Annotated in this window: 26 protein-coding genes and 1 riboswitch (1 of these 27 cut by a window edge); of the genes, 15 read left to right on the top strand and 11 right to left on the bottom strand. The window is 69.1% G+C overall.

What is annotated here, in order from left to right; translation table 11 throughout:
* Positions 1 to 8 precede the first annotated feature (8 nt).
* Complete coding sequence (gene rpoD / locus OVA30_RS24210; RefSeq protein WP_015821049.1) at positions 9 to 2,009, top strand: RNA polymerase sigma factor RpoD; 2,001 nt, start codon at positions 9 to 11, stop codon at positions 2,007 to 2,009.
* Positions 2,010 to 2,053: 44 nt separating this feature from the next.
* On the opposite strand, the gene OVA30_RS24205 is transcribed toward rpoD, so the two are convergent.
* From OVA30_RS24205 to OVA30_RS24195, 3 genes are all read right to left on the bottom strand, one after another.
* Positions 2,054 to 3,397, bottom strand: a complete 1,344-nt coding sequence (locus tag OVA30_RS24205) for an MFS transporter (RefSeq protein ID WP_268177233.1) — start codon at positions 3,395 to 3,397, stop codon at positions 2,054 to 2,056.
* Between the two features lie 8 nt (positions 3,398 to 3,405).
* Complete coding sequence (locus OVA30_RS24200) at positions 3,406 to 4,410, bottom strand: helix-turn-helix domain-containing protein (RefSeq protein WP_003604499.1); 1,005 nt, start codon at positions 4,408 to 4,410, stop codon at positions 3,406 to 3,408.
* Positions 4,411 to 4,701: 291 nt separating this feature from the next.
* Positions 4,702 to 5,070, bottom strand: coding sequence for a hypothetical protein (locus tag OVA30_RS24195; protein WP_003604497.1), 369 nt, complete (start codon positions 5,068 to 5,070; stop codon positions 4,702 to 4,704).
* Positions 5,071 to 5,366: 296 nt separating this feature from the next.
* On the opposite strand from OVA30_RS24195, the gene OVA30_RS24190 reads away from it, so the two are divergent.
* The 7 genes from OVA30_RS24190 to OVA30_RS24160 all read left to right on the top strand — a co-directional run bounded on the left by OVA30_RS24190 (position 5,367) and on the right by OVA30_RS24160 (position 11,564).
* Complete coding sequence (locus tag OVA30_RS24190) at positions 5,367 to 6,641, top strand: adenylate/guanylate cyclase domain-containing protein (RefSeq protein WP_003604495.1); 1,275 nt, start codon at positions 5,367 to 5,369, stop codon at positions 6,639 to 6,641.
* 123 nt (positions 6,642 to 6,764) lie between these two features.
* Positions 6,765 to 6,887, top strand: a riboswitch (TPP riboswitch).
* Positions 6,888 to 6,965: 78 nt separating this feature from the next.
* Positions 6,966 to 8,201, top strand: a complete 1,236-nt coding sequence (gene thiO / locus OVA30_RS24185) for a glycine oxidase ThiO (RefSeq protein WP_268177232.1) — start codon at positions 6,966 to 6,968, stop codon at positions 8,199 to 8,201.
* Positions 8,198 to 8,410, top strand: coding sequence for a sulfur carrier protein ThiS (thiS, locus tag OVA30_RS24180; RefSeq protein ID WP_268177231.1), 213 nt, complete (start codon positions 8,198 to 8,200; stop codon positions 8,408 to 8,410). Before thiO ends, thiS begins: the two co-directional genes overlap by 4 nt.
* A gap of 2 nt (positions 8,411 to 8,412) precedes the next feature.
* A complete protein-coding gene (locus tag OVA30_RS24175; protein WP_268177230.1) occupies positions 8,413 to 9,234 on the top strand; it encodes a thiazole synthase in 822 nt (273 codons plus the stop codon).
* 6 nt (positions 9,235 to 9,240) lie between these two features.
* Entirely contained in the window at positions 9,241 to 9,858 is a 618-nt protein-coding gene (locus tag OVA30_RS24170) for a thiamine phosphate synthase (RefSeq protein ID WP_268177229.1), read from the top strand.
* Between the two features lie 283 nt (positions 9,859 to 10,141).
* Positions 10,142 to 10,936, top strand: a complete 795-nt coding sequence (locus tag OVA30_RS24165) for an inositol monophosphatase family protein (protein ID WP_003604530.1) — start codon at positions 10,142 to 10,144, stop codon at positions 10,934 to 10,936.
* Between the two features lie 82 nt (positions 10,937 to 11,018).
* Positions 11,019 to 11,564, top strand: coding sequence for an adenine phosphoribosyltransferase (locus OVA30_RS24160; RefSeq protein ID WP_003604529.1), 546 nt, complete (start codon positions 11,019 to 11,021; stop codon positions 11,562 to 11,564).
* A 125-nt stretch (positions 11,565 to 11,689) separates the two neighbouring features.
* On the opposite strand, the gene purQ is transcribed toward OVA30_RS24160, so the two are convergent.
* From purQ to OVA30_RS24135, 5 genes are all read right to left on the bottom strand, one after another.
* Positions 11,690 to 12,370: a phosphoribosylformylglycinamidine synthase subunit PurQ gene (gene purQ, locus OVA30_RS24155; protein ID WP_268177228.1), complete on the bottom strand. Its 681-nt coding sequence runs from the start codon at positions 12,368 to 12,370 to the stop codon at positions 11,690 to 11,692.
* Complete coding sequence (gene purS / locus OVA30_RS24150) at positions 12,370 to 12,609, bottom strand: phosphoribosylformylglycinamidine synthase subunit PurS (RefSeq protein ID WP_003604525.1); 240 nt, start codon at positions 12,607 to 12,609, stop codon at positions 12,370 to 12,372. The genes purQ and purS overlap by 1 nt, the downstream gene beginning before the upstream one ends.
* A gap of 191 nt (positions 12,610 to 12,800) precedes the next feature.
* Positions 12,801 to 13,025 (bottom strand): hypothetical protein, encoded by a 225-nt coding sequence (locus tag OVA30_RS24145; protein WP_015821040.1) that lies wholly within the window; start codon positions 13,023 to 13,025, stop codon positions 12,801 to 12,803.
* A gap of 181 nt (positions 13,026 to 13,206) precedes the next feature.
* On the bottom strand, positions 13,207 to 13,809 hold the full coding sequence (locus OVA30_RS24140) for an ActR/PrrA/RegA family redox response regulator transcription factor (protein ID WP_003604522.1): 603 nt from the start codon (positions 13,807 to 13,809) through the stop codon (positions 13,207 to 13,209).
* Positions 13,810 to 13,845: 36 nt separating this feature from the next.
* On the bottom strand, positions 13,846 to 15,240 hold the full coding sequence (locus tag OVA30_RS24135) for an ActS/PrrB/RegB family redox-sensitive histidine kinase (RefSeq protein ID WP_147018654.1): 1,395 nt from the start codon (positions 15,238 to 15,240) through the stop codon (positions 13,846 to 13,848).
* A 145-nt stretch (positions 15,241 to 15,385) separates the two neighbouring features.
* Here OVA30_RS24135 and OVA30_RS24130 point away from each other — a divergent pair, with 145 nt between their 5' ends.
* Together OVA30_RS24130 and OVA30_RS24125 are read left to right on the top strand one after the other, a co-directional pair.
* The gene (locus OVA30_RS24130) at positions 15,386 to 16,630 is read left to right on the top strand and encodes a polyhydroxyalkanoate depolymerase (protein ID WP_076641243.1); all 1,245 of its coding nucleotides are present in this window, start codon (positions 15,386 to 15,388) and stop codon (positions 16,628 to 16,630) included.
* Positions 16,631 to 16,725: 95 nt separating this feature from the next.
* Positions 16,726 to 17,451, top strand: a complete 726-nt coding sequence (locus OVA30_RS24125) for a M48 family metallopeptidase (protein WP_076641245.1) — start codon at positions 16,726 to 16,728, stop codon at positions 17,449 to 17,451.
* Between the two features lie 86 nt (positions 17,452 to 17,537).
* Here the strand turns inward: OVA30_RS24125 and OVA30_RS24120 are convergent, their stop codons facing one another.
* A complete protein-coding gene (locus tag OVA30_RS24120; RefSeq protein WP_056456722.1) occupies positions 17,538 to 17,957 on the bottom strand; it encodes a hypothetical protein in 420 nt (139 codons plus the stop codon).
* 236 nt (positions 17,958 to 18,193) lie between these two features.
* Between OVA30_RS24120 and OVA30_RS24115 the strand changes: the two genes are divergently transcribed.
* From OVA30_RS24115 to OVA30_RS24100, 4 genes are read left to right on the top strand one after another with little or no spacing between them, the layout of a single operon-like run.
* Positions 18,194 to 18,736 carry an invasion associated locus B family protein gene (locus OVA30_RS24115; RefSeq protein WP_015821037.1) on the top strand — a complete coding sequence of 181 codons (543 nt, stop codon included), beginning with the start codon at positions 18,194 to 18,196 and terminating at the stop codon, positions 18,734 to 18,736.
* A gap of 60 nt (positions 18,737 to 18,796) precedes the next feature.
* Positions 18,797 to 19,429 (top strand): hypothetical protein, encoded by a 633-nt coding sequence (locus OVA30_RS24110; protein ID WP_268177226.1) that lies wholly within the window; start codon positions 18,797 to 18,799, stop codon positions 19,427 to 19,429.
* Between the two features lie 58 nt (positions 19,430 to 19,487).
* Positions 19,488 to 21,542: a glycosyltransferase family 2 protein gene (locus tag OVA30_RS24105; RefSeq protein ID WP_268177225.1), complete on the top strand. Its 2,055-nt coding sequence runs from the start codon at positions 19,488 to 19,490 to the stop codon at positions 21,540 to 21,542.
* A complete protein-coding gene (locus OVA30_RS24100) occupies positions 21,539 to 23,194 on the top strand; it encodes a glycosyltransferase (RefSeq protein ID WP_268177224.1) in 1,656 nt (551 codons plus the stop codon). The genes OVA30_RS24105 and OVA30_RS24100 overlap by 4 nt, the downstream gene beginning before the upstream one ends.
* 6 nt (positions 23,195 to 23,200) lie before the next feature.
* Here OVA30_RS24100 and purC read toward each other — a convergent pair whose 3' ends face one another.
* The gene (gene purC, locus OVA30_RS24095) at positions 23,201 to 23,995 is read right to left on the bottom strand and encodes a phosphoribosylaminoimidazolesuccinocarboxamide synthase (RefSeq protein ID WP_003605938.1); all 795 of its coding nucleotides are present in this window, start codon (positions 23,993 to 23,995) and stop codon (positions 23,201 to 23,203) included.
* A 193-nt stretch (positions 23,996 to 24,188) separates the two neighbouring features.
* The gene (nth, locus tag OVA30_RS24090) at positions 24,189 to 24,890 is read right to left on the bottom strand and encodes an endonuclease III (RefSeq protein ID WP_268177223.1); all 702 of its coding nucleotides are present in this window, start codon (positions 24,888 to 24,890) and stop codon (positions 24,189 to 24,191) included.
* A gap of 131 nt (positions 24,891 to 25,021) precedes the next feature.
* On the opposite strand from nth, the gene OVA30_RS24085 reads away from it, so the two are divergent.
* Positions 25,022 to 25,500 carry the 5' portion of a DUF2244 domain-containing protein gene (locus OVA30_RS24085; protein WP_268177222.1) on the top strand. 43 nt of this gene lie beyond the right edge of the window, so only the first 479 of its 522 coding nucleotides appear in the window; its start codon is at positions 25,022 to 25,024; the stop codon falls past the right edge of the window.

Here is a 25,500-nt window from a genome sequence, read left to right as displayed (position 1 = left end):
GGCTGAGCATGGCAACGAAGGCAACCGAGCGGGACGATGCGGACGCCGCCCAGGATCAACCGACGGACGGCCCGCTCCTTGACCTGACGGATGCCGCCGTCAAGCGGATGGTCAAGCTCGCGAAGAAGCGCGGCTACGTCACCTACGAAGAGATCAACGAGGTCCTCCCGGACGGTCAGGTCGACGGCGACCAGATCGAGGATGTGCTCGCGCAGCTCGACGACATGGGCATCCGCGTGGTCGAGGCGGAGGAATCCGAGGAGGCTGCCCCCGAGGCCAAGGCCAACGGCGAAGCCTCTGAGGAGGAGGAGAGCACGGAGGGCGGAGAGGTCGCCGAGACCTCCGGCACCCGTGCCGTCGCCGTAGCGACCCCCACCACCCGCGAGCCGACCGACCGCACGGACGATCCCGTGCGGATGTACCTGCGCGAGATGGGCTCGGTGGAGCTGCTCTCGCGTGAGGGCGAGATCGCGATCGCCAAGCGCATCGAGGCCGGCCGCGAGGCGATGATCGCGGGCCTCTGCGAGAGCCCGCTGACCTTCCAGGCCATCATCATCTGGCGCGATGAGCTCGTCGACGGCAAGGTGCTGCTGCGCGACATCATCGACCTCGAAGCCACCTATGCCGGCCCCGATGCCCGCGGCGCGCCGCAGGAAGCGGAAGCCGAGGGTGAAGAGTCGGAGGAGGCCGAAGGCGCCGTCCCGCCGGAAGGCGGCGACGACGAAGACGACATGGAGAACAACGTGTCGCTTGCGGCCATGGAGGCCGAGATCAAGCCGCGGGTTCTCGAAACCTTCGACAACATCGCCTCGAACTACCGCAAGCTGCGCAAGCTCCAGAACGAGGAGACGGAGCTGAAAACGGGCGGTGGCACCGTGACCTCCGCGCAGACCAAGAAGCAGGCCGAGCTGAAGGACATCGTCGTCACCGACGTGAAGTCGCTCTCGCTCAACGCCAACCGCATCGAGGCCCTCGTCGAGCAGCTCTACGACATCAACAAGCGCCTCATCTCGCATGAGGGCCGCCTGATGCGCGCCGCCGAGCACCACGGCGTCGCCCGCGACGAGTTCCTGCGCCACTACCAGGGCTACGAGCTCGACCCGAACTGGATGGACCGCGTCGCCACGCTGGGCGGCAAGGGCTGGAAGAACTTCGTCGAGCGCGGCGGCCGTCAGGTCGCGGACCTGCGCGAGCAGATCCTGACGCTCGCCTCCGAGACCGGCCTGCAGATCGGCGAGTACCGCAAGATCGTCGCGATGGTGCAGAAGGGCGAGCGCGAGGCCCGCCAGGCGAAGAAGGAGATGATCGAGGCCAACCTGCGCCTCGTGATCTCGATCGCCAAGAAGTACACCAACCGCGGCCTTCAGTTCCTGGACCTGATCCAGGAGGGCAATATCGGCCTGATGAAGGCGGTCGATAAGTTCGAGTACCGCCGCGGCTACAAGTTCTCGACCTACGCCACGTGGTGGATCCGGCAGGCGATCACCCGCTCGATCGCCGACCAGGCGCGCACGATCCGCATTCCGGTGCACATGATCGAGACGATCAACAAGATCGTCCGCACGTCGCGCCAGATGCTGCACGAGATCGGGCGTGAGCCGACTCCGGAGGAGCTGGCCGAGAAATTGGCCATGCCGCTGGAGAAGGTGCGCAAGGTCCTGAAGATCGCCAAGGAGCCGATCTCCCTCGAAACGCCGATCGGCGACGAGGAGGATTCGCATCTCGGCGACTTCATCGAGGACAAGAACGTCGTCCTGCCGATCGACGCGGCGATCCAGTCGAACCTGCGCGAGACCACGACCCGTGTGCTCGCCTCGCTGACGCCGCGCGAGGAGCGCGTGCTGCGCATGCGCTTCGGCATCGGCATGAACACCGACCACACCCTCGAAGAGGTGGGTCAGCAGTTCTCGGTGACCCGCGAGCGCATCCGCCAGATCGAAGCGAAGGCCCTGCGCAAGCTCAAGCATCCGAGCCGGTCGCGGAAGCTTCGAAGCTTCCTCGACAACTGATCCGGACCTCGAACCGGCCGCCCTTCGGGGCGGCCGTTTTCGTTTCAGGCTCGGCGTCGAGGCACCGGTCGCCACGCGCGGCGGGCGAGCAGGGCGGCCAGGGTCCCGACTGCGCCGACGGGGGCGTAGACGGCGAGGAGCGCGAGCCCGAGGCCGGCCTCCCCGAACAGGTGGTCGCTGAGAAGGCCGACCAGAAGCGGCCCGAGACCGAACCCCGCCAGATTGACCGTTGCGAGGAACAGGGCGTTGACCCGGCCGCGCAGCCGCTGCGGGGTCAGAATCTGTATGCCGGCCAATCCGGGGGGACCGGTAAAGCCGAGCAGCGCGACGAGTCCGGCGAACCCGAGAAGCGAGAAGGACAGGTCGGGGCTCAAACTCGCGAACGCCGTCATCGGCACGGCCAGGATCAGCCCCAGTGCCAGAAGCAGCGGCGCGGCATCCCCGCGCCCGGCGCCGCGCAGCCGGTCCAGCACCAGCCCGCCCGCGAAATGGCCGAGCGGCGCGGCGATCAGCACGAGGAGGCCGAGGCGAAGGCCGCTCTCCGCCGGGGTGAGGCCGAAGGAGCGGACATAGAAGGTCGGCGCCCAGGCGGTGAGGGTCTGCGTCATGAGGACCGCGGCCGTCGCGGCGGCGACGTGCGGCAGGTACGCCTTCCGCCGCCGCCCGATCCAAGCCAGGGCGCTGCGAAGCGACACTCCGCGCAGCCCGCGCGACGCCTGTGCCGAAGCGGCGGCCCGCGGGGGCGGCCGGATGCGCAGGACGAGGATCACGAGGACAAGGTTCGGCAGCGCTGCGAGGACGAGCAGGGCCTGCCAAGGGGCGAGCGGTGCAAGGCCGGGAAGAGTGAGACCGCCCCGCGCCGTCAGCCATGCCAGCACGGCTCCGCCCGCGAGCAGGGCGAAGCTGCGGCCGAGCGTGGCTCCGGCGGTGAGTGCCGAGATGCCCCGGCCGAGGCGATCCCGGCGCAGATGCCGGGTCATCAGCGAGAGGGCGGCCGGGCCGAACCCTGCCTGCCCCACGCCCAGCGCGACGCGCGCCGCGAAAAGCGCCCCGAACCCGCTCGCGACGCCGCTGGCGAAGGTCGCCGCACTCCATAACGAGAGCCCCGCCAGGAGAAGGCCGCGCTGGCGGCCGCGATCGGCCACGATGCCGAGCAGCGGAAGGGTGAGCGCGTAGGGGAGGGCGAAGGCCGAACCTTGGAGCAGGCCGAGTTGGGTATCGCTCAGGGCCAGTGCCTGCTTGAGCGGGGTGGCGACCAGCGTCAGGAGAAACCGGTCGCTGAAGGCCGCGAACTGGATCATCGCCAGCAAGGCGACGAGCGGCCAGCCCGCGAGGCCGGCGCGGGCGACGGCGGTGCCCGGCTGCGGGTTCGCGGTAGGGAATGACATTCGTGGGTTCAGGCGAGGGCGCGCGACCAGGCGGACATCAGGTTGGCGGCACTTTCGCCGGGCAGAGGCTGGCCGAGGGTGCCCGCGCGCGGGTGGCGCATCTCGGCGCGATACCGGCCCGGCGGCAAGCCGAACGTGCCGCGGAAGGCGCGGCTGCAATGACTCTCGCTGGCAAAGCCGTGATCGAAGGTGAGGGTGGTGATCGAGCGGGCCTCGACCGGATTGCGGAGCGCCGCGCTCAACCGTTCGAGGCGACGGGTCAGGATGTGGTAGGCGACGCCGCCCGTCGGCTCGAACAGGCGATAGAGCGCGCTGCGCGACAACCCCGCCCCCCTCGCCACCATCGACACGTCGAGTGAGGGGTCGTTCAGCCGCGCTTCGATGAACGCCTCCGCACGCCGCCGCCGCAGATCGGCGATGAGGGCGCTCGAAGCCTCGTCGTCGGGCCTGACCTGTCCGAGAGCGCCGGCCAACAACTCGGTCAGCGCACGGGCGGTGCTCTCCGCGGTGCTCGGCTCGGTGGCGGCGGCGCGCCGCGCGAGAGATCCCATCAGGTCGCCGAGCAGGCCCGACACCGCCTCCGGCAAGATGTGCCCGTGATAGCGGCTCGCCTCGGGCGCCGCCGCCTCGACCAGTTTCCGGCTCAGGCTCACGGTGACGGTCGATGCCGTCTCGACCCGCGAGCGCTGCGGGCGGCTCATGTCGAACAGGATGACGTCGCCGGGTGCGAGGCGGCGTTCCGCGTCGATGGAACCGCCGTAATAAGTGCCGCTGCGCAGGTACTGGATCACGAAGTGATCGAAGTCGTCGCGGCGCACGCGGGCCCCGTCACGCCAATGCCGGACGCCGCTCAAAGTCCGCTCGAAGACGTTGATCGGGCCGAACCGATGCGCCTCTACACGAGCGCGGAACGGCCCATCGGTCGCCGCGACGTCGGTCCCGACCGAGTAGAGCGCATGGTACCCCTCGAAGCCGTCCGCCTCGGATGTGAAGGTGAAGGATTGGTTCGACACGGGCCAGGGAGCGCGTAAGACTCTGAAAGCGTGAGCCCCAGCTGTTATCGGTACCGCTTCAAACAATCGCAAGCGCGATATTATGCAGAAAAGACCACGCTCGCGATCTGTTGAGAGGCATCCATTGATCGGGGGCCAGAGCGCCTTCCAACGGAGTGGTTACCGGTTCGGCGCGAGAAAGCGCGTTGAAACGAAGTCCGAGAGACGCCGACCTGATGCAAACGGGTCGGAGACGGCTCTACGGACGTGTTCTCCGGCCCTTTTCACGCTGCAAGGCCCCTCGGGTCGGGCCTACTCGACGACGAAGCGCGTCTCGCCGGCGTTGCGGTTCCAGAACAAAGTCACCTTGCTGACATTGCACAGGTTCACACCGCGAAATTCGGACTCGTCGCCGTCGTTGTAGACGACCTTGATGTCCCACTTGCAGGCGTTCGAGCCGCCGTTGAACGTGATGTCGGCCGTGTCGCCGTTGGCGATCGCGTCCTTGCCCATCACGTCCTGGCCCCAGTGCGACTGGTTGACGGGCCCGACATAGACCTCGTCGATCTGGTAGCCGGTGCGGTTGATTAGCGTGAAATCCTGCTTGCCCTGAGCCAGGGTGAGGCTCGGTGCGAGCGCCGCGGTGGCCAGAAGGGTGAGGCTGAAAGCGGTTCTCAACATGTCGGGTCGTCCTGTCGCCGATCGATCGGCGGGTCCGGCAGGCGTCCTCCTGCCACGCTTCCGCCTTAGCGCAGGGTCGTGCGCTTCGCATTGCCGGCTTGCTTCGATCGCTTGATCCAGCGTCCCAATTGCGGCCATGCTGGTCGCCATGCCCGGCATCCAGCGTCACGATGCGGCCAAGCTCGTTCGTTAAAGCCGGAGCGTGCCGGGCGTTCGTCGTCCACCATGGGCTCAAAGCGCCGGCCGTGTCCCGCGCGAAGCCTTGCTTTGAGCACCCGAGAACCCACCTTCCAGCGATGCGCGACGCCGACGCCCCGAAACCAACGCCGACGGCGCTCGCCGACGGATCGGAAGCCGAGGACGTCCCGTTCGGGGCTCTGCAACGCTGCGTTGGCATCCGCGACTGGCTGCTCGGGGAGGGCGCCCGGTTGCCCAGGGCCGACGACCTGCTCGCGGGGCTCGCCGAGCGCCTCAACGCGATCGGTGTGCCGATCGACCGGGCCTCCACGGCCATCGACACGCTTCATTCCGAGTATTCGGGCGTTGGCCGGGTCTGGACCCGCGGCGCCGGCTCAACGGTGCGCCTGTTCCCTCACGGCGAGGTTTCCGCGAAGGCCTATCAGGTGAGCCCGTTCTCCACCGTGCACGAAACCGGCGAGTGGCTAAGCCTCGACCTCGCGGAGACCGCCGAGGACGCCTACGCGATCATCCCCGAGCTGAAGGCCGACGGCTACACGCACTACCTCGTCGCGCCCCTGATCTTCACCAACGGCAACAAGAACGGCATCACCTTCGCCACCCGCGCGAAAGACGGTTTTCGCGATGAGGACATCGCGATCCTGCGCTTCGTCATGCCCGCGCTCGCCGCGGTGATGGAGATGCGCATCCTCAACAAGCAGCTCGATACGGTGCTGCGCATCTATGTCGGCGACGAGCCGCATCGCGCGATCCTCTCGGGCGACATCCGGCGCGGGCAGGTGCGCCGCATCCGCTCGGCGATCCTGTTCGCGGATATGCGCGACTACACGCGCCTGTCCGCCAACCGGACGCCGGAGGGCGCGGTCGATCTCCTGAACGCGTTCTTCGACTGCCTCGTGCCGCCGATCGAGCGGGAGGGCGGCGAGGTGCTGAAATATCTCGGCGACGGGCTTCTCGCGATCTTCCGCGAGTCGGGCGACGATCTCGGCGGCGCGGCCAAGAGTGCGCTCACGGCGGCGGAGGCGGCGTTGGCGGCCCTGGCCGAGGCGAACGCGGTCGGGCGCTTCGGCCAGGGCGAGCGGGTGGTCGATGCCGGCATCGCCCTGCATCACGGGGAGGCGGCCTACGGCAATGTCGGCTCCGGCACCCGGCTCGACTTCACCGTGATCGGCCGCGACGTGAACCTCGCGAGCCGGCTGGCGCGGCTCAACCGCACGCTGCAGGAGCCGCTCCTGATGTCGAAGCCGTTCGTGGATTTCCTGTGGGGCGACCCCGATCCGCTGGGAAGCCATGTCCTCGACGGGTTCGACGAGCCGATGGCGGTGTACCGCCCGGGCCGGAGGCGGGCCGCGGAGGCCGCCGCAGCGGAATGAATCGTCCACGAACGCGGCCCCTGCGTTCGGGCGACTCCGCCATCCGGTTTACAGCGTAGACGGATTTGCCTGCTTCTCGGCTCCGGGAGGGATTGACCGCGCGCCGGCCGGGGCCCACATCCGATCTGTTCCAGGGAGATCCCCGACAAGGGGCTGAGAAACCGCTATCGCCGTCGCCGGCAGCGCGGAAATCCTTCGAACCTGATCCGGCTCATACCGGCGTAGGGATTGGACCTGATGGGGCGCTCGTTCGAGCGGACCCGCTTCTATCGAAGCACATGGTGCCAGTTCCTGCGGGCAGACCCGTGGAAGGCACGTTTTTCGATGTCAGACCTGCTGACCTCCCCGATCGGCCAGCGCCGCAGCCTCGCGATACGGCCGCGCGCGGCGGAGTTGCCGCAGCGTGCCGACGTCGCCGTGGTCGGCGCGGGGCTGATCGGCCTGTCGATCGCGTGGCGGCTGGCGCAGGCCGGCCGCTCGGTGGCCGTGGTGGAGCGCGGGAGCGTCGGCAGCGGTGCGAGCCTCGCCGCGACCGGCATGTTGGCGCCGGCCGCCGAGCACGAGCCGGGCTCCGATCTGCTGTTGCCGCTGGCGCTCGAATCCCTGCGCCGCTGGCCGGATTTCCGCGACGCGCTCCAGGCGGCCTCGGGCCGCGAAATCGATTACCGCACCGACGGCACCCTCGTGATCGCCATCGGCCGCGACGAGGTGGAGCGCCTGCGCTTCCGCCACGACCTGCAGCGCCGCTCGGGCGTCTCCGCCGAATGGCTGTCCGGCCCGGAGGTACGCGCGCGTGAGCCGCTGCTGCGCCCCAACGTCACCGCCGGCATCCTCTGCCCCCTCGACGCTCAGGTCGATCCGCGGCTCGTGATGGAAGCGCTGCTGTGCGCCTGCGAGGCGGCTGGCGTCGTCATCAGCGAGGGCGTCGCGGTCGAGGGGCTGGAGCGCCGGGGCGGGCGCGTCACCGGCCTGCACGCCGCCGGCCGCACGCTCACCGCCGACACGGTGATCCTGGCCGCCGGCGCCTGGAGCGGCGAGGCGAGCCTGCTTCCCAGCGACTTGGACGTGCCCGACTTGTCCGTGCCGGTCCGGCCGCTGAAGGGACAGTCGCTAGCCCTGCGCACGACCAAGCGCACCGGCACCCTCTCCCGCATGGTCTGGACCGACGCGGTGCACATGGCGCCCAAGGGCGACGGGCACCTCATCGTCGGCGCCACGGTGGAAGATTGCGGCTTCACCAGCGGTGTCACCGCGGGCGGCATGTTCGCCTTGCTGGAGGGCGCGCGGCGGGTTCTGCCCGGTATCGAAGAAATGGAGATCGACGCGGTCTGGAGCGGCTTCCGCCCGACCTCGGACGACGACGCACCGATCATCGAGGAGGCCGCACCGGGCCTCGTCCTCGCCACCGGCCATCACCGCAACGGCTACCTGCTCGCCCCCGCGACCGCAGATGCCGTGGCGACGCTCCTCACCGAGGGCGCGCTGCCGGACTTCGCCTGCGGCTTCGGACGGGCGCGCTTCTCGTCATCGCATCAAACCGGGGGGAGGGCCGTGGCATGAGGCTGACCGTCAACGGAGAGGCCTGCGAGCGCGAGGCGACCGACCTCGCCGCCCTGTTCGCGACGGAGGCCGAGGAGCGGGGCATCGAGAGTGCCCAGGGCATCGCCATCGCCGTCAACGGCCGCGTCGTGCGCAAAAGCGCCTGGGCCGAAACGTCACTCAACGAGGGCGACCGGATCGAGATCGTCCGCGCCATGCAGGGAGGCTGACCATGAACCATCACGACACCACCCTCGCCCAGACCAACGCCGCAGAGGACGCCTCTGGAGACGACGCGCTGGAGATCGCCGGCATCCGCCTCGCCTCGCGGCTGTTCATCGGCACGGCCGGCTATCCCAGCCAGGAGATCATGGCGCAATCGGTGCGCGCCTCGGGCGCGGAGGTCGTCACCGCCTCGATCCGCCGGGTCTCGCTCCAGGGGCACGGCTCGGACACCTTCCAGAAGCTGAAGGGCGCCCGCTTCCTGCCCAACACCGCCGGCTGCGAAACAGCCCGCGACGCGATCATGACCGCCGAACTCGCCCGCGAGGCGCTCGGCACGTCCTGGATCAAAGTCGAGGTGATCGGCGACCGCGAGACGCTCTATCCGGATGTCGCCGAGCTGCTCGAAGCCTGCCGCCACCTCGTGGACGACGGCTTCACGGTGCTGCCCTACTGCAACGACGACCCCGTGATCTGCGAGCGGTTGGCCGATCTCGGCTGCGCCGCGGTGATGCCGATGGGCTCGCTGATTGGCTCCGGCATGGGCATCGCCAACCCGGCCAATATCGAGCTGATCTGCCGCCGGGCCAAGGTGCCGGTGATCGTCGATGCCGGCATCGGCACCGCCTCGGACGCGGTGATCGCGATGGAGCTGGGCGCCGCCGCCTGCCTCGTCAACACCGCCGTGGCGAAGGCCGACGACCCGGTGCGGATGGCCGGCGCCATGCGCCACGCCGTCGAGGCGGGCCGGCTCGCCCATCTGGCCGGGCGCATTCCGCGCCGCGGCCGGGCCGAGCCGTCGAGCCCGCAACTCGGCCTCGTCGGCTCGTGAGGGCGGGTGACGCTGCCGCCGCTCCTCATCGTCACCGACCGCCACGGCGCGGCGCGGCCGCTGACTGAGACCGTCCGCGCAGCGGTGGCGGGCGGCGCACGCTTCGTCTGGCTGCGCGACCGCGACCTCGACCGCGACGCGCGGCGGGATCTGGCCCACGACCTGATCGCGCTCCTTCAGCCGGCCGGCGGCCGGCTCGTCGTCGGCGCTGATGTGGACCTGGCGGCCGAGACCGGGGCCCAGGGCGTGCACCTGCCGGGCTCTGCCGGGATCGACGGGATCCGCGCGGCGCGGACGGTACTCGGCGCCGGGGCGCTGATCGGGTTCTCCGCTCATTCCATCGCCGAGATTGCGGCGGCCGAGGCGGCGGGCGCCGACTACGCCACCCTCAGCCCGATCTTCCCGACCGCGAGCAAGCCCGGCTACGGTCCCGTCCTCGGTCTCGATTCCTTGCGCGCCGCAGCGGCCCACGGCGTTCCGGTCTTCGCGCTCGGCGGGATCGACAGGGACAACGCCCGCGCCTGCCGCGAGGCCGGGGCGGCGGGTGTCGCCGTGATGGGCGGCGTGATGCGCGGGTCCGATCCGCGCGACGCCACCGCCCAGTTCGTCGCAGCGCTCACTTGAGGGCAGCGATTCCCGCTTGGCGGGCCAATGTGTCGGGATCGCCCGTGCCGCCGATGGCGCCGATGATCCGACCTCCGATCAGCAACGGGAATCCGCCCGGCGAGTCTTACCAACTCTGCGAAGGTCTCACGCTCCCTGCGTGCCCCTCTGGGTCCGGCGCTGGACCCTGCCGGATATCGCCCCTGCGCCGATCACCCCTGGCGCTGCGGCGTAAGGCGTATAGAAGCCCTGACAGATTTCTTTTCCAACGAAGGCGCCCGGCCAGGGCTGCGAGCCGAACCGCATGATCAACTCTCCCCTCATGACCGTCATGGTCGATGCCGTGCGCAAGGCCGCCCGTGGTCTCAAGCGCGACTTCGGCGAGATCGAGAACCTCCAGGTCTCCCGCAAGGGCCCCGGCAACTTCGTCTCGGCTGCCGACCGGAAGGCGGAGGAGGTCCTGCGCGACGCGCTGATGAAGGCGCGGCCCGGCTACGGCCTCATCATGGAGGAGAGCGGGACCATCGAGGGCACCGACCGGAGCCATACCTGGCACGTCGATCCCCTCGACGGGACGACGAACTTTCTTCACGGCATCCCGCATTTCGCGATCTCGGTCGGGCTCGAGCGCGACGGCCAGATCGTGGCCGGCGTGATCTACGATCCGGCCAAGGACGAGCTGTTCATCGCCGAGCGCGGCAAGGGCGCCTTCCTCAACAACCGCCGCCTGCGCGTCTCCGGCCGGCAGGATTTCGCCGACGCGCTCGTCGCCTATGGCACGCCCTATCTCGGCCGCGGCAGTCATGGCCGGCTGCTCAAGGAGGTCGCCGCGGTGATGGCCGTCTCCGGCGGCACCCGCCGCCTCGGCTCGGCGGCGCTCGACCTCGCCTACGTCGCCTGCGGCCGGACCGACCTGTACTGGGAGCGCGACCTCCAGACCTGGGACATCGCGGCCGGCATCATCCTCGTGCGCGAGGCTGGCGGCTTCGTCTCCAGCGCGGATGGCGGCGCCGAGCCGCTCGCGGCCCGCTCCGTGGCCTGCGGGAACGAGGTGCTGCACCGTGAGCTGATCGGCTTGCTGCGCAAGGCCGCCGCGTAACGGGCGGGGCTCCCTCGCGCCCCTCGCTCCTCGCCACCGTTCTCATCGAACGTCCCGCATCGCCGTCAACCGAGCACCCCGCATGGAAGCCCGCCGCCACTCCGCCCTGAAGGACTCGGTCCGCTCGATTCCCGACTATCCGAAGCCGGGCATCATTTTTCGCGACATCACGACCCTGCTTAGCGATCCGCGCTCGTTCCGCCGGGCGGTCGATTCGCTGGTGCACCCCTATGCGGGCGGGCGGATCGATCAGGTCGCGGGCATCGAGGCGCGCGGCTTCATCCTCGGCGGCGCCGTGGCGCACCAGCTCTCCTCGGGCTTCGTGCCGATCCGCAAGAAGGGCAAGCTGCCCCACAAGACCGTCTCGACGGCCTACGCGCTGGAATACGGCACCGACGAGATCGAGATCCACGTCGATGCGATCAAGCCGGGGGATCGGGTGATCCTCGTCGACGACCTCATCGCCACTGGTGGCACGGCGACGGCGGCGGTGAACCTTCTGCGCCAGCTCGGGGCCGAAGTGGTGGCCGCCTGCTTCGTGATCGATCTGCCGGAGATCGGCGGCGCCCAGCGCCTGCGGGATCTCGGTGTCACCGTGCGCACGCTGATGGAGTTCGAGGGGCACTGAACCCCTCACGGCGCCAGGGTTTCTGCTTCGCCTCGCGATGACGGGGAGGCAACTCCTCGGCCGTCATCGCGAGCGTCAGCGCAGCGATCCGGCTGCGCGACGTCCCCTATTCGAGCGATCGGCCGTCAGGCCGCCAGGCTGTCGAACAAGCCCTTGCCGTCGGTGCCGCCGACGAGCCCATCCACGAAGTTCTCGGGGTGGGGCATCATGCCGAGCACGTTGCGCTGCTCAGAATAAATGCCGGCGATGGAGTTGAGCGAGCCGTTGCGGTTCGCATCCTCCGTCAGCGCACCGCTGGCGTCGCAGTAGCGGAAGGCGATGCGGCCCTCGCCCTCGAGGCGGCCGATCGTCTCCGAATCGGCGAAGTAGTTGCCCTCGCCATGCGCCACGCAGACGTCGATCACCTGACCCTCGGTATAGGCCGAGGTGAACCGCGTATTGGCGCGCTCGACCCGAAGGAACTGCCGGTGGCAGATGAAACGGCGGTTGACGTTGCGCATCAGCACGCCGGGCAGCAGGCCCGATTCGCACAGGATCTGGAAGCCGTTGCAGATGCCGAGCACGAGGCCGCCGCGGGCGGCGTGTGCGCGCACCGCATCCATGGCTGCCGCCCGGCCGGCGATGGCGCCGCAGCGCAGATAGTCGCCGTAGGAGAAGCCGCCGGGTACAACCGCGAGATCGGTGCCGGCTGGCAGTTCGGTGTCGGCGTGCCACACGCTGACGACCTCCGCGCCGGAGCGGCGGAGTGCGCGGGCCACGTCGCCGTCGCGATTCGAGCCCGGAAAGACGACGACGGCAGCGCGCATCAGGCGATCTCGACGGTGTAGTTCTCGACGACGGTGTTCGCGAGCAGCTTCTCGCAGGCGGCCTTCAGCGTCGCCTCGGCCTGTTCGCGGTTCTCGGAGGCGACCTCGAGGTCGAACACCTTGCCCTGGCGTACGCCGGAGACCTCATTGATCCCGAACGACTTCAGGGCCGCCTCGATCGCCTTCCCCTGCGGATCGAGAACGCCTGTCTTCAAGGTGACGACGATGCGGGCTTTCATGGCGGGCACTCGTTTAGAAAATCGGCGGGCCGCGCCGCGCGGGGCGACGATGCCGGGGATGGAGGAAGCTGCGCTCGATCGCGTGCGAGTGAGCCGGACTTTTCAAGGCGAACCGGGAGCAGGCGAGGCGCGGCTTGCGGGATCCCGGGAATCTATCGCGGTTTTGTGAAGCGGTCACCGCATGAAAAAGATCAGCGACGCCGAGTCGAGCCGATCGGCTCGGCTTCAGTGGCGCGGCGCCAGAGCTGGACCATGATCCAGGCGGCGACGAGGCTGAACAGCGCCATGAGCACGTGGCCGACTTGGTCGCCGAGATCGAGCAATCCGGCCAGCGCCCAGCCGGCGGCGATGGCCGCGGCGAACACTTCCGTGCCGACCAGCACCATGAGGCCGAGTATCGTGATGAGGTTCCGCATACCCGCGTAAGCCTGTTCCGCTCTTCAAGCGGCGAACTAGCCCGAGGCCGGGGCCCGGCGCAACCGCCCGGAACGAACGAGCAGACACAGATAGGGTATGAATGCGTCGGGCCTGCGCGTGCGCAGACGATTTTGACAACGAAAAGGGCCGGCGGTTTCGATCCGCCGGCCCTTTGTAGATTTAGCGCGGCGCGCGCTTGGCGAGGATACGCTGGAGCGTACGCCGGTGCATGTTCAGGCGCCGTGCGGTCTCAGAGACGTTGCGGCTGCACAGTTCGTAGACGCGCTGGATATGCTCCCAGCGCACCCGGTCGGCCGACATCGGGTTCTCCGGCGGGTCGGCCCGCTCGCCCGGCTGCGCCATCAGCGTGCCGTGGATTTCGTCGGCATCGGCCGGCTTGGCGAGATAGTCGAAGGCGCCGAGCTTGACCGCCGTCACCGCCGTGGCAATGTTGCCGTAGCCGGTCAGGATCACGCCCCTTGCCTCGGGGCGGCGCTCCTTGAGGCGTGCGATCACGTCGAGCCCGTTGCCGTCGCCGAGCCGCATATCGATCACGGCGAAAGCGGGCGCCTTGGTCTCGACGGCCGCGACGCCCTCGCTGACGCTCTCGGCCACATGGACCTCATATCCGCGCGCTTCCATCGCCCGGGCGAGGCGGGTCGAGAAAGGCTTGTCGTCGTCAACGATCAGCAGGCTGCGATCGCTGAAGGCGGAAAGGGGATCGGCATCGGAAAGAAAAGCGGTGTCGGAGCCCGGCACCGTCGTCCCGCTCTGCGTCAGCATGCGGTGCTCCTCGTCGGTTCGTGTCATCTCTCTGCATTATATGGGTGCGGCATCCCGTTCCGTTAGGGGTCGCAGAGAATTGTGCGCAACGCGATGGGGCACAATCACTTCCCTCTCGAAAATGTGACGGGCCCACGTCACCCGCACCAGCGCGCCGTGCTGTCCCACCTCCGTGATGTTGGACAGGAGGAGCTGCGCGCCGGAGCGCTCGATCAGCGTCTTGGCGATGAACAGGCCGAGTCCGAGCCCCCCGCCGACCTCGTCGGGGTTCTGCGAACGGTCGCGATTCCGGGTGGTGACGTAGGGCTCCCCGGCCCTCAACAGCACCTCGCTGGGAAAACCGGGGCCGTCGTCGCGGACCGTCAGCGTCACGCGCTCGGCGTCCCACCCGGCTTCGAGCACCACGCGCGATTCGGCGAAGTCCACGGCGTTGTCGAGGATGTTGGCGAGCCCGAACATCACCCCGGGATTGCGGCGGCAGACCGGCTCCGGCCCGTCGCCCTGCCGCACCACCTCGACGGCGATGCCAAGCGCCCGCTGAGGCGCCACCAGTTCCTCGACGAGATGGCCGAAGGTAACGGTCTGGAGGAAGGTCTCACCCTCCTCGTTCTCCTCGCCCATCGAAGTGAGCTTCGACAGGATGCCGCGGCAGCGATCCACCTGATCGCGTAGCAGGCTCAGATCCTCGGCGATGGCGGGCGAGGCGGTCGGGCCGAGCTGCCGGTCGAGCTCCTTGGCGACGAGCATAATGGTGCCGAGCGGCGTCCCGAGTTCGTGCGCCGCGGCCGCGGCCAGCCCGTCGAGCTGCGACAGGTGCTGCTCGCGGGCGAGCACCAGTTCGGTTGCGGCCAACGCTCGGGCGAGCTGGCGCGTCTCCTCCGCCACCCGCCATGCGTAGACGCCGGTGAAGGCGGTGCCGAGCAGGATCGCGGTCCAGACCCCCGAGACGTAGAGGAAGGGCAGCTCGATCCGCCCGTCGGCGAACCAGGGCAGGGGGCGGTGGACGAGGGCGAGCAGGGTGGCGAGCCCGACCGCCAGCAGACCGAGCGCGAGGGTGCGCTCCGGCGGCAGGGCGGTGGCCGAGATCAGAACGGGGGCGAGGAACAGGAGCGAGAACGGATTCTGCAGGCCGCCGGTGAGGAACAGCAGGCCCGCGAGCTGCACGATGTCGAAGGCGAGAAGCAACGCCGCCGAATCGTCGCTCAGCCGGTAGCTCGCGGGAAAGCGGATTCGCAGCGCCAGATTCAACCAGCACGAGGTGGCGATGACGAGGAAGCACCAGCCGAAGGGCAGGTTGAGCCCGAGCCCGAACTGCGCGCCGACGACCGCCGCACTCTGCCCGGTGAGCGCGAGCCAGCGCAGGCGAACGAAGGTGTCGAGCCGCAGGTGGCGGCCCGTCGGGGTCAGGGTCTTGTGAGCCGCTTCCATCATGGTGCGGCTACGATAGGGCTCGCAGGGGGAACGTCCACGGACGCGTGACCCGGCCCTGTAACTTTGAAGGATTTCTCCACCTGCAACATTCGATAAGATCGATGTTAGCACGGCCGACTCGGGGGCCGCGCCGGGGAGTGCCGAAATGGACCTGGCATATATCTGGTACGAGACGGCCCGCGCGATGTTGACGCCGGCCCGGCTCGCGGCGGATGCCGCTCGGCACAGCCTGGCGAATCCCGGCAATCCGTTCGCCTACGGTCCCTATGCCCGCTCGGCGGCCGCCGCGCTGGAGATGTTCGAGCGCGCGACCCGGCGCTACGGCAAGCCGGCCTTCGGCCTGCCTACGACCGTGATCGACGGCCAAGTCGTCCCGGTCTCCGAGCGCGTCGTCTGGGAACGGCCCTTCGGCCGGGTGATCACCTTCGATCGGGCGCTGCCCGCCGGGCTTTCGGAGCCGCAGCCCAAGCTCCTGATCGTGGCGCCCATGTCGGGCCATTACGCGACGCTCCTGCGCGGCACCGTCGAGGCGATGCTGCCCAACCACCGGGTCTTCATCACGGATTGGTCCGACGCGCGCATGGTCCCGTTGCTGGACGGGCGCTTCGACCTCGGCACGTATATCGATTACCTGCAGGCGATGTTCCGTGACCTCGGGCCGGACCTGCACGTGATGGCCGTCTGCCAGCCCGCTGTGCCGGTCTTCGCCGCGGTCGCGCTGATGGAAGCGGCGGATTCGGCCCATGTGCCGGTCTCGATGACCCTGATGGGCGGGCCGATCGACACCCGCCGCTCGCCGACCGCCGTGAACTGCCTCGCGCAGGAGCGCGGCATGGCTTGGTTCGAGAAGAACTGCATCACGGTGGTGCCGCCGCTCTATCCGGGGGCGATGCGCCGGGTCTATCCCGGCTTCCTGCAGCTTTCGGGCTTCATGGCGATGAACCTCGATCGCCACGTCACCGCCCATACCGACATGTTCCATCACCTCGTGACCGGCGACGGCGATTCGGCGGAGAAGCACCGCGACTTCTACGACGAGTATCTCGCGGTGATGGATTTGACGGCGGAATTCTACCTCCAGACCGTGCAGACCGTCTTCGTCGATCACGCCCTGCCACGCGGGCGGATGCGCCATGACGGACGGCTGGTCGATCTCTCAGCGATCCGCCGCTGCGCCATCCTCGCCGTCGAGGGCGAGAACGACGACATTTCCGGCGTCGGCCAGACCAAGGCCGCCCTCGATCTCACCCCGAACCTGCCCGATGCCCGCAAGGCCTACCACATGCAGGAGAAGGTGGGGCATTACGGCGTGTTCAACGGCTCGCGCTTCCGGTCCGTCATCGCCCCGCGCATCGCCCGCTTCGTGCGGGAGATGGAGGGAAGCGCCTGACCGCGAGGCGGGCAAGCATCCGATCAGGTGGATTTCCGGTGAGAGAGGGATTGCTGGGATGGCTGAGGCGGCCGGCTGCGGCTAGGCTCGCGGGCATGACGCGCGCCCTGCTGCGACGGCCGGATCCGGATCACATCGAGATCGCTCATGACGGGCAAACCTTCCGCATCGCCATTCTGCGGCGGCCGACCGCGCGCCGGCTGACCCTGCGGGTTTCGAGCGCGACCGGCACGGTGGTGCTCACGCTGCCGACCCGGTCGTCGCTCGCCACGGCTCAGAAGTTCGCGCAGAGCCACGGCGGCTGGATCGCCACCCGCCTCGCCAAGCTGCCCGAGCGGGTGCCGTTCGCGGAAGACGCGGTCATCCCGCTCCGCGGTGTGCCGCACCGGATCGTGGCGCGGGAGGGGCGCGGCATGGCCGAGGCGGATCCCGCGAGCGCGACGCTCGCCGTCCCGGGCGATCCGGCGCACATGCCGCGCCGCGTCCGCGAATTCCTGATGCGGGAGGCCCGGCGCGACCTGTCGGAGTCGGTGGCAGTCTACGCGACGCGCCTCGGCCAGCGGCCGGCGCGGGTGACGTTGCGCGACACCCGCAGCCGCTGGGGGTCCTGCACCGCTCGCGGCGAGCTGAATTTCTCCTGGCGGCTGATCCTCGCGCCGCCGGTGGTGCTCGATTACCTCGTCGCCCACGAGATGGCGCATCTGCGCGAGATGAACCATTCCCCCCGCTTCTGGGCGCTCACCAACGAACTTTGTCCGCATGTGGATGAGGCCGAGCGGTGGCTGAAGCGGCACGGCTCGGAGCTGCACCGCTACGGCTGATCCCCAATCCGGCCGATCCCTGCGGGATGGCGGATGCGGGCGATCCTCAGGCGTCGCCTCCGGTCTGATCGACCGGAGGAACCGGCTCAGTACTTCGTCACGATCGCCCGGCTGCGGGCCGGCGCGGCCTCGGCAGGCCAAGTCGGGCGCGGATTGACGTGGCCCGGCCACAGGGTGCGGGGCGCGACGTTGTCGCAAACCTCGCGCTGGCGCAGGTAGGTGGGGCGGCCCATCGCATCGCGGCGCATCACGGTGCCACCATCCCGGCAGAAGCCGGCGATCGCCGCCGCATCGCCACGACGGCGCCCACGCGGATTCCGCTCCACCGGCGGATGCTCGATGGTAAGCGGCGCCTGATGGTTGAGGGAGCGCTCGACATAGGTCGTCGTCGCCTCGGGCGGGAGGTAATCCGATTCCTCGAACGGCAGGGAAAGGGCGGAGGCACCCCCGCAACCCGCCGCGACCAAGAGGGTCGCGAGGGCGAGGGGGGAGGCGAGGCGGCGCATGGCGGTTTCCTCGGATGATCGAGAGCTTGACCTTACCTTAGGGCAGGCGGGCCGCGAGGGGTAGCCGCTTTGCCCCATTCCCGACACACCCTCGCCGCGATTGCTTGACACCGGGAAACCTGCATGGTCCCAACGCCCGAGGCCGCGCGGCACCTCCGAACGCCTCCACTGCGTCAGCGTGAGGGGCATCCGCCGGAGCCGGCCGCCGTCTCGAGAAGCGATCGATCGGAGTTCGTATGAGTCTGTTTGCGGGCGTGGTTCGGGCTTTGCGTCCTGGGACCGGCCGCCGTCTTGCGCTGGTGGCCGCGACCGCTGCGACGGTGCTGGCCGCGGGCGGCGCCGCACAGGCCCAGGGGACCGTGCGCAAGACCTTCGACGATTGGCAGTTGCGCTGCGAGACGCCGGCCGGTGCCAAGGCCGAGCAATGCGCCCTCGTGCAGTACGTGGCGGCGGAAGACCGGCCGAACCTCAACCTCGTCGTCATCGTGCTGAAGATCGCCGACAACCGCGGCTACCTGCTGCGGGTGCAGGCCCCGCTCGGCATCCTTCTGACCTCCGGCCTCGGCCTCAAGATCGATCAGACCGATATCGGCCGCGCCAGCTTCGTGCGCTGCCTGACCATGGGCTGCGTCGCCGAGGTTGTGATGGACGACGGCCTGATCAAATCGATGCGCAACGGGTCGCAATCGACCTTCATCGTCTTCCAGACGCCGGAGGAGGGGGTCGGAATCCCGGTCTCGATGAAGGGCTTCGGCCCCGGTTTCGACGCGCTCAAGTAGGATCGTTCGGCTCCGGAGCGTTCAGGGGATCGCCGGGAAAGGGCAGGGAACGGTCAGACGATGCGCAGGGCGTTGATCATCTTTGGCGGATTGGTGTTGGCCGTGCCTGGCACCGCGCGAGCCGAACCGGGCAGCTTCTTCAAGAACATGTTCGGTGGCCGCGAGGGCGACGCGCCGGCGGTCACCGCGCCGCGGGCGCAGGACCCCGACGACGTCTATTGCCCGCCGGTCTTCGTCCCGGACGGCGGCGCTGCGGTCCAGGCTTTCGCCGGCGCCGCGGGCGACAACCGGCGTCTGCGCCATCAGATCGTGCTTGGTCGCCTCAGCCGCGAGTGCAAGGCCCGGCCCGACGGCTCGGTCGCGGTGCGTGTCGGCGTGGAGCTGCGTGCCCTGCTCGGTCCGGCCGGTGCATCCGGGCGTTTCGAGGTGCCGGTGAGCATCGGCGTGAAGTTCAACGAGCAACCTGTAATGATGCGCAGCCACCGTGTTGCGGTGGCGGTTCCGGCGGGCGCCGCGCAGGGCGAGGCGACGGTCATCGAGAACGATCTCACCGTGCCCGCCGACAAGGCGATGGGCTACGACCTCGAGGTGACCCTGGCCGGCGCTTCGGCGCGCCCGAAGCCGGCCGCGCGCCGCCGCAAGCCCGCACCCGCCGCAGCAGCGGAACAGGGTGAGGCCCCGGCCGCACAATGACGGAATTGTCCGCGCAGCACGGCTGGAAACGCGCTGGAGGACGGCATCGCCAAGTCTGATGGCCAAGCCTGATCCAAGGCGGGGCGATGGGTGGGACCTGTGGCGGGGTCGTGAGACAACGTTCTCTCTGGTGCCCACCAGCGATCCCCTGTTCGACCGCCGCCTCGTCCAGTCGCCCCCTGACCGGAAACCGTGGCAGGACCGTTGGATCGTCCTGACCTACACGCTGCCCGTGCGTGCGCGGCCGCAGCGGCCTCTGCTGCGCCTGCTCCGCAGCGCCGGCCGACGCGACAGCTTCGTGCTGCCGGGTGTGGCCCTCGGCGCCGCGCGCTGGCTCGGCTACCTGCCGGGCGATTGCGACGGCATCGAGATCGCGGCCGAGCCGGGCTTCGTGCTGGAGCGCGTCGGCCTGCGGAGCAGCGTGAGCGTCTTTGCGGAGGCGCTACTGAAGCGGCCGGGACGCGCTGCAGCCGCCCTGCGCGCCGGTCTCGCGCGCGACGAGCGGCGCTGGCGCGACAGCCTTCGCGGCGCCTGCGCGGTGTCACCCCTTGCCCGCTATCCGGCGTGGAAGGCATCGCGGCTGTTTCGGGCCGCATCGACCGAGCCGAGATCCGGCGCGCAGATCCGCCTCGTTCTCCCCGCTCCCTTCGCGCGAGCCGATGCGGTGGCGCGCAGCGTCGCGAGCCTGCGCGCCCAGACCCATCAGGACTGGTCTCTGCTCATCGCCTGGACGGACGGCGCCCCACCGACGAGCCCGGGCATCGACGGGCGCGTGCTCAACACCTCATGGAATCCGGCCGCGACGCTGCACGAGCTTGCCGGAGGGGCCGACCTGTTCGGCCTGCTCCGCCCCGGCGACGTCCTGGCACCCGAGGCGCTCCACCTGCTTGCCAAGAGCCGGGAGGCCGAGGCGGCTGAGATGGTCTATGCCGACGAGGAGACCGCCGACCGGACGCTGAGGCCGCGCCTCAAGCCGGATTGGAGCCCCGATCTGGCGCTTGCCATGGGCTATGTCGGCGCGCCCGCGCTGATCGCCGGGGACTTCCTCGCCAGACTGCCTGCCGAGCCGGTGGATAGCCCCGATGCTTTGGCCCTCACCCTCGATCTCGCGGCCGGGTCCGCGACCCGTGTCACCCACATCCCCCGCATCCTGTGCCGTCGCGAGTCCGTCACGATCGATCCGGCTGCCCGCGCGCCGCGCCTCGACCGTCACCTGCGCAGCACGGGATCGTCGGCGCGTGCGGCGCTCCACGACGGCCGTCTCGATCTTCAATGGCCGCTGCCGGACCCGGCACCGCTCGTCAGCATCATCATCCCCTCCCGCGACCGGCTCGACCTGATCGCGCGGGTCACCGAGGATGTCCTCGAAAAGACGCCCTATCCCGCCCTCGAACTGGTGATCGTGGACAACGGCTCGAAGGAGCCGGCGGTGCTGGATCTGTATGAGCGGTTGCGCCTCGATCCACGGGTCCGGATCGAGCTCTATCCGCACCCCTTCAACTTCTCGGCGCTGGTCAATGCCGGCGCGCGGAACGCGCGCGGCGACGTCCTCGTCCTGCTCAACAACGACGTGGCGGTGCTGCGGCCCGACTGGCTCGACGTCCTCGTTGCCCAGGCGGTCCGGCCGGAGGTCGGCGCAGTCGGCGCGAAACTCCTCTACGAGGATGGGCGCCTTCAGCACGTGGGTGTCGTGGTCGGACTCGGCGGCGAGGCCGGCCATATCCTGCGCCGCCGCCCCGCCGACACGCTCGGCCATCTCGATCGCCTGAGCGTGGCGCACGAGGTCTCGGGCGTCACGGCGGCCTGCCTCGCCGTCACGCGCGAGAAGTATCAGGCCGTCGGCGGTTTCGACGAAGAGACCTTTGCCGTCGACTTCAACGACATCGACTTCTGCCTGCGCCTCGGCGCGCGGGGCTGGAAGACGGTGTGGACACCGCATGCGGTGCTGTCTCACCTCGAATCGGTGAGCCGCGGCCGGCCGGTCGGTGCCGCCCGCGCGCGCTTCGAGCGCGAGGCCGTCGCCTTCACCGAGCGCTGGCGCGACGTCATCCGGCACGATCCGTTCTACCATCCGGCCCTCTCGCTCACGACCTTCGGCGAGGAGCTGGAATGAGCGCCGACGGCTTGCCCCATGCATGGCCCGACGCCCTACTCTTCGCCGCCGAGCCCGCCCCGGGACGCCTCGCGCGACTTGCCCGGGCGCTTCGCCATCCGATACGGGCGCTGCCGATCCTGTCGGCGCGGCTCTCCGGCCGACGATTGCGGGCAGCGCAGGCTTTCGTCGCGCTGGTCGGCGCCCATCATCATTGGGACCGCCCCCGCATCGTCCCACCGCCGAGCGAACCGCATGCCGCCCTCGCGGCAGCCGGGATCGAGCGGGTTGTGACGGATGCGACGGGCGCGATCCGCGTCACCGCGGACGGGTCTCCAATCGTCCTGCTCACGTCCGAAGGCCAGCACATCGCCGTCGGCGCGGCGGCCGCCATCGCCGCCGCCTTCGCCGATCCGGATCGTCACGCGATTTACGGCGACGCATTGTTCAGTCACGCCGCCCACGGCCCCTGGCTTCCCCTGCTGCGTCCGGCCTTCGATCGGGACTACCTGCGCACGGTCGATTATCTCGGCCCCGTCATCGCCCTTCGCCGTACCAGCGTGATCGGAATCGACACCGTTCCCGGCGCCGTCGCGCTCGACCTGACCTTGGCAATCGCGCACCGCTTCGGCACCGGCGCCGTGCGCCACCTCCCAAGCGTCCTGTCCTTCGGCCGCTTCGACGAGGCAGGGGAGGGGCGAACGGCGCGGCGGGACGCGGTCCGGCGCGATCTCGATCGGGTGGGGGAGGGGGGCACGCCCGTCTTGGTCGGGCAAGACGGCGTGATCCGCCTGGACCGGCCCCTGCCGGAGCCGCGCCCCCTCGTCAGCCTGATCGTCCCGACCCGTGACCGGCTCGACCTGCTTCGACCCTGCATCGAGAGCCTGCGTCACCGCACCGACTGGCCGGCCAAGGAGATCCTGATCTGCGACAACGACAGTCGCGATTCCGAGACGCTCGCCTATTTCCGCACTCTCGAGGCAGAGGGCGCGGCGCGGGTCGTCGCCTGTCCGGGTCCCTTCGACTTCGCCGCAATCAACAACCGCGTGGCGGCGCAGGCCCGCGGACGCCTCCTCGCCTTCATCAACAACGACGTCGAGGCCGAAGCGCCGGATTGGCTGGAGCGCATGGTCCGCGAAGCCTTGCGCCCCGACATCGGCGCGGTCGGGGCCCGGTTGGTCGATGGGGAGGGCCGGATCCAGCATGGCGGGATCGTGCTCGGCACCGGCGGTCTCGTCACCCATGGCCACCGCCATTTCGCCGGGGATGCGGCGGGCTATCTCGGCGCGTTGCGCGCCACCCGAAGCGTCTCGGCCGTCACCGCCGCGTGCCTCGTCATCGAGGCGGACAAGTTCTCTCGCGTCGGCGGCTTCGATGCATCGACCTTCGCCATCGATTTCAACGACGTCGATCTCTGCTTGCGGCTGAACACGATCGGCCTGCGGACCCTCTATGTCGGCGGCGCCCGGCTCCATCACCGGGAATCGGCGAGCCGCCGGCCCTCACCGGCGGCGGCCGCCCGACACCGTGCCGAGGTTGAGGCGCTGAAAAAGCGATGGGGGCCGCTGCTTGCGCAGGACCCCCATTATCATCCGGGCTTCGACCCGGATCTCTCGACACATCTCCGCCTTCGCCGAGGCTGGACCGGCCTGGAGCCGGCCGAGCCTCGCTGAAGACGCTTACTGCACCAGGCGCGGACCGCCGGCCTGAACCTTCTCGTTCTCGGACATGATGCCGAGACGCTTGGCGACCTCCGTATAGGCCTCGATCAGGCCGCCGAGATCCTTGCGGAAGCGATCCTTGTCGAGCTTGTCCGAGGACTTGATGTCCCACAGCCGGCAGGAATCGGGGGAGATCTCGTCGGCGACGACGATGCGCATCAGGTCGCCCTCCCACAGGCGGCCCGTCTCCATCTTGAAGTCAACGAGACGGATGCCGACACCGAGGAAGAGGCCCGACAGGAAGTCGTTGACGCGGATGGCGAGCGCCATGATGTCGTCGATCTCCTGGGGCGTCGCCCAGCCGAACGCGGTGATGTGCTCTTCCGACACCATCGGGTCGTTGAGCTGATCGTTCTTGTAGTAGAACTCGATGATCGAGCGCGGCAGCTGCGTGCCTTCCTCGAGCCCGAGCCGCGTCGCCAATGAACCGGCGGCGACGTTGCGCACCACCACCTCGAGCGGGATGATCTCGACCTCGCGGATCAGCTGCTCGCGCATGTTGAGCCGGCGGATGAAGTGCGTCGGCACGCCGATGTCGTTGAGGTGCTGAAAGACGAATTCGGAGATCCGGTTGTTCAGCACACCCTTGCCGTCGATCACCTCGTGCTTCTTCGCGTTAAAGGCGGTCGCGTCGTCCTTGAAGTGCTGGATGAGCGTCCCTGGCTCCGGTCCCTCGTAGAGGACCTTCGCCTTGCCCTCGTAAATGCGACGGCGGCGGTTCATAGGCGTGTACCGTGGTTTGAGGAAGTCCATGGGGCCGAGGCTCCTTCGGAACTGGCACTTGAGGCGAAATCCGCGGCGCGGCGGCCCGTCTGGCGGGCAGACGGCCGGATTATGCTTCCCGAGAGAGACATGTCCGGCCGCCTTAGCATCAATCTACCGGAACGAGGTTTGCAGCACAACGCGTTGGCCGGGCAACGCATTGCCGCCGTGGACGCAGACCCGCCTAATCCCCGGTCGATATGGGGGTAAGTGCCGTCGTCTTCGAGGGGTAGCGGCAGAGATCCGCGATGCTGCAACGCGGACATTCCGGCCGGCGGGCCTTGCAGGTGTAGCGCCCATGCAGGATCAGCCAGTGATGTGCGTTGAGCCGGAACGGCTCCGGCACCCGCGCCTCCAGCCCCGCCTGCACCTTGTCGGTCGTCGCTGCGGAAAACAGGGGAATCCGGTTCGAGACGCGGAAGATGTGGGTATCGACCGCGATCCGCGGCACGCCGAAGGCCACGTTGAGCACGACGCTCGCCGTCTTCGTCCCGACGCCCGGCAACACCTCCAGGGCCTCGGCCTCGCACGGCACCGCGCCGCCGTGCCGCTCCAGCAGAATCCGCGACAACGCGATGACATTCTTCGCCTTGGTGTTGAACAGGCCGATGGTGCGGATGAAGTGGCGAACCCGCTCTTCGCCCAGATCCAGCATCTTCTGCGGCGTGTCGGCGATGGCGAAGAGCGGGGCGGTCGCGAGGTTCACGCTTTTGTCGGTGGCCTGAGCCGAGAGAACCACGGCGACGAGCAGCGTGTAGGGATTCAGGTATTCGAGTTCCGAACGCGGTTCCGGATCGGCCGCGCGCAGCCGCGAAAAGATTTCGACCAGGGTCGCGTCATCGACAGGTTCGGGCGAGGTTTCGACGCCGGCCGCCAGAGCCGGCATCAGCTTGGCCTTGAGCTTTGTCGGCTTGGCCGTCCTTTCGACAGACTTCGCCGACTGACTTTTTACCGCACCAGGGGCAGAAGGGCGGGAAGACGGCTTTTTCGCTGACATCGGCGCGTTATATTCGGCCCATGGCGAGCGGCAACTTTTCTGCGCATCCGGACGGGCTCGATCCGGCAACCATGGACCGGCCGGTCTATTCGGCCGTGATCCGGCCTCACCAATCCTTGAGCCAGGACGGCTTCCGGATCGTGATGGGGTTGTGCTGCCTCGTCTCCCTCGTGACCTCGATCGCCTGCTTGCGGGCCGGCTTCTGGCCGATCGCCGGCTTCTTCGGCCTCGACATGCTGGCGCTCTACGTCGCGCTGAAGGTGAGCTTCCGCCGTGGGCGCTCCTTCGAGGAAGTGGCGATCTCACCCATCGAAGTCTTCCTGGCCCGCATCGATCCGCGGGGCGTGCGGCGCGAATGGCGCTTCAATCCGCTCTGGACCAAGCTCAGCCGCATCGATGACGACGAGTTCGGATTGCGGACCCTGACGCTGACCTCCCGCCGCGAGCACGTCGTTGTGGCCCGTGACGCCTCGCCGGACGAGCGCGCGATCGTTGCCGA

Source organism: Methylorubrum sp. SL192 (assembly GCF_026672325.1).
Lineage (GTDB): Bacteria > Pseudomonadota > Alphaproteobacteria > Rhizobiales > Beijerinckiaceae > Methylobacterium > Methylobacterium extorquens.
The sequence above is the reverse complement of the archived record's forward strand: the minus strand, read 5'-3'. Positions and strand labels throughout refer to the sequence as shown.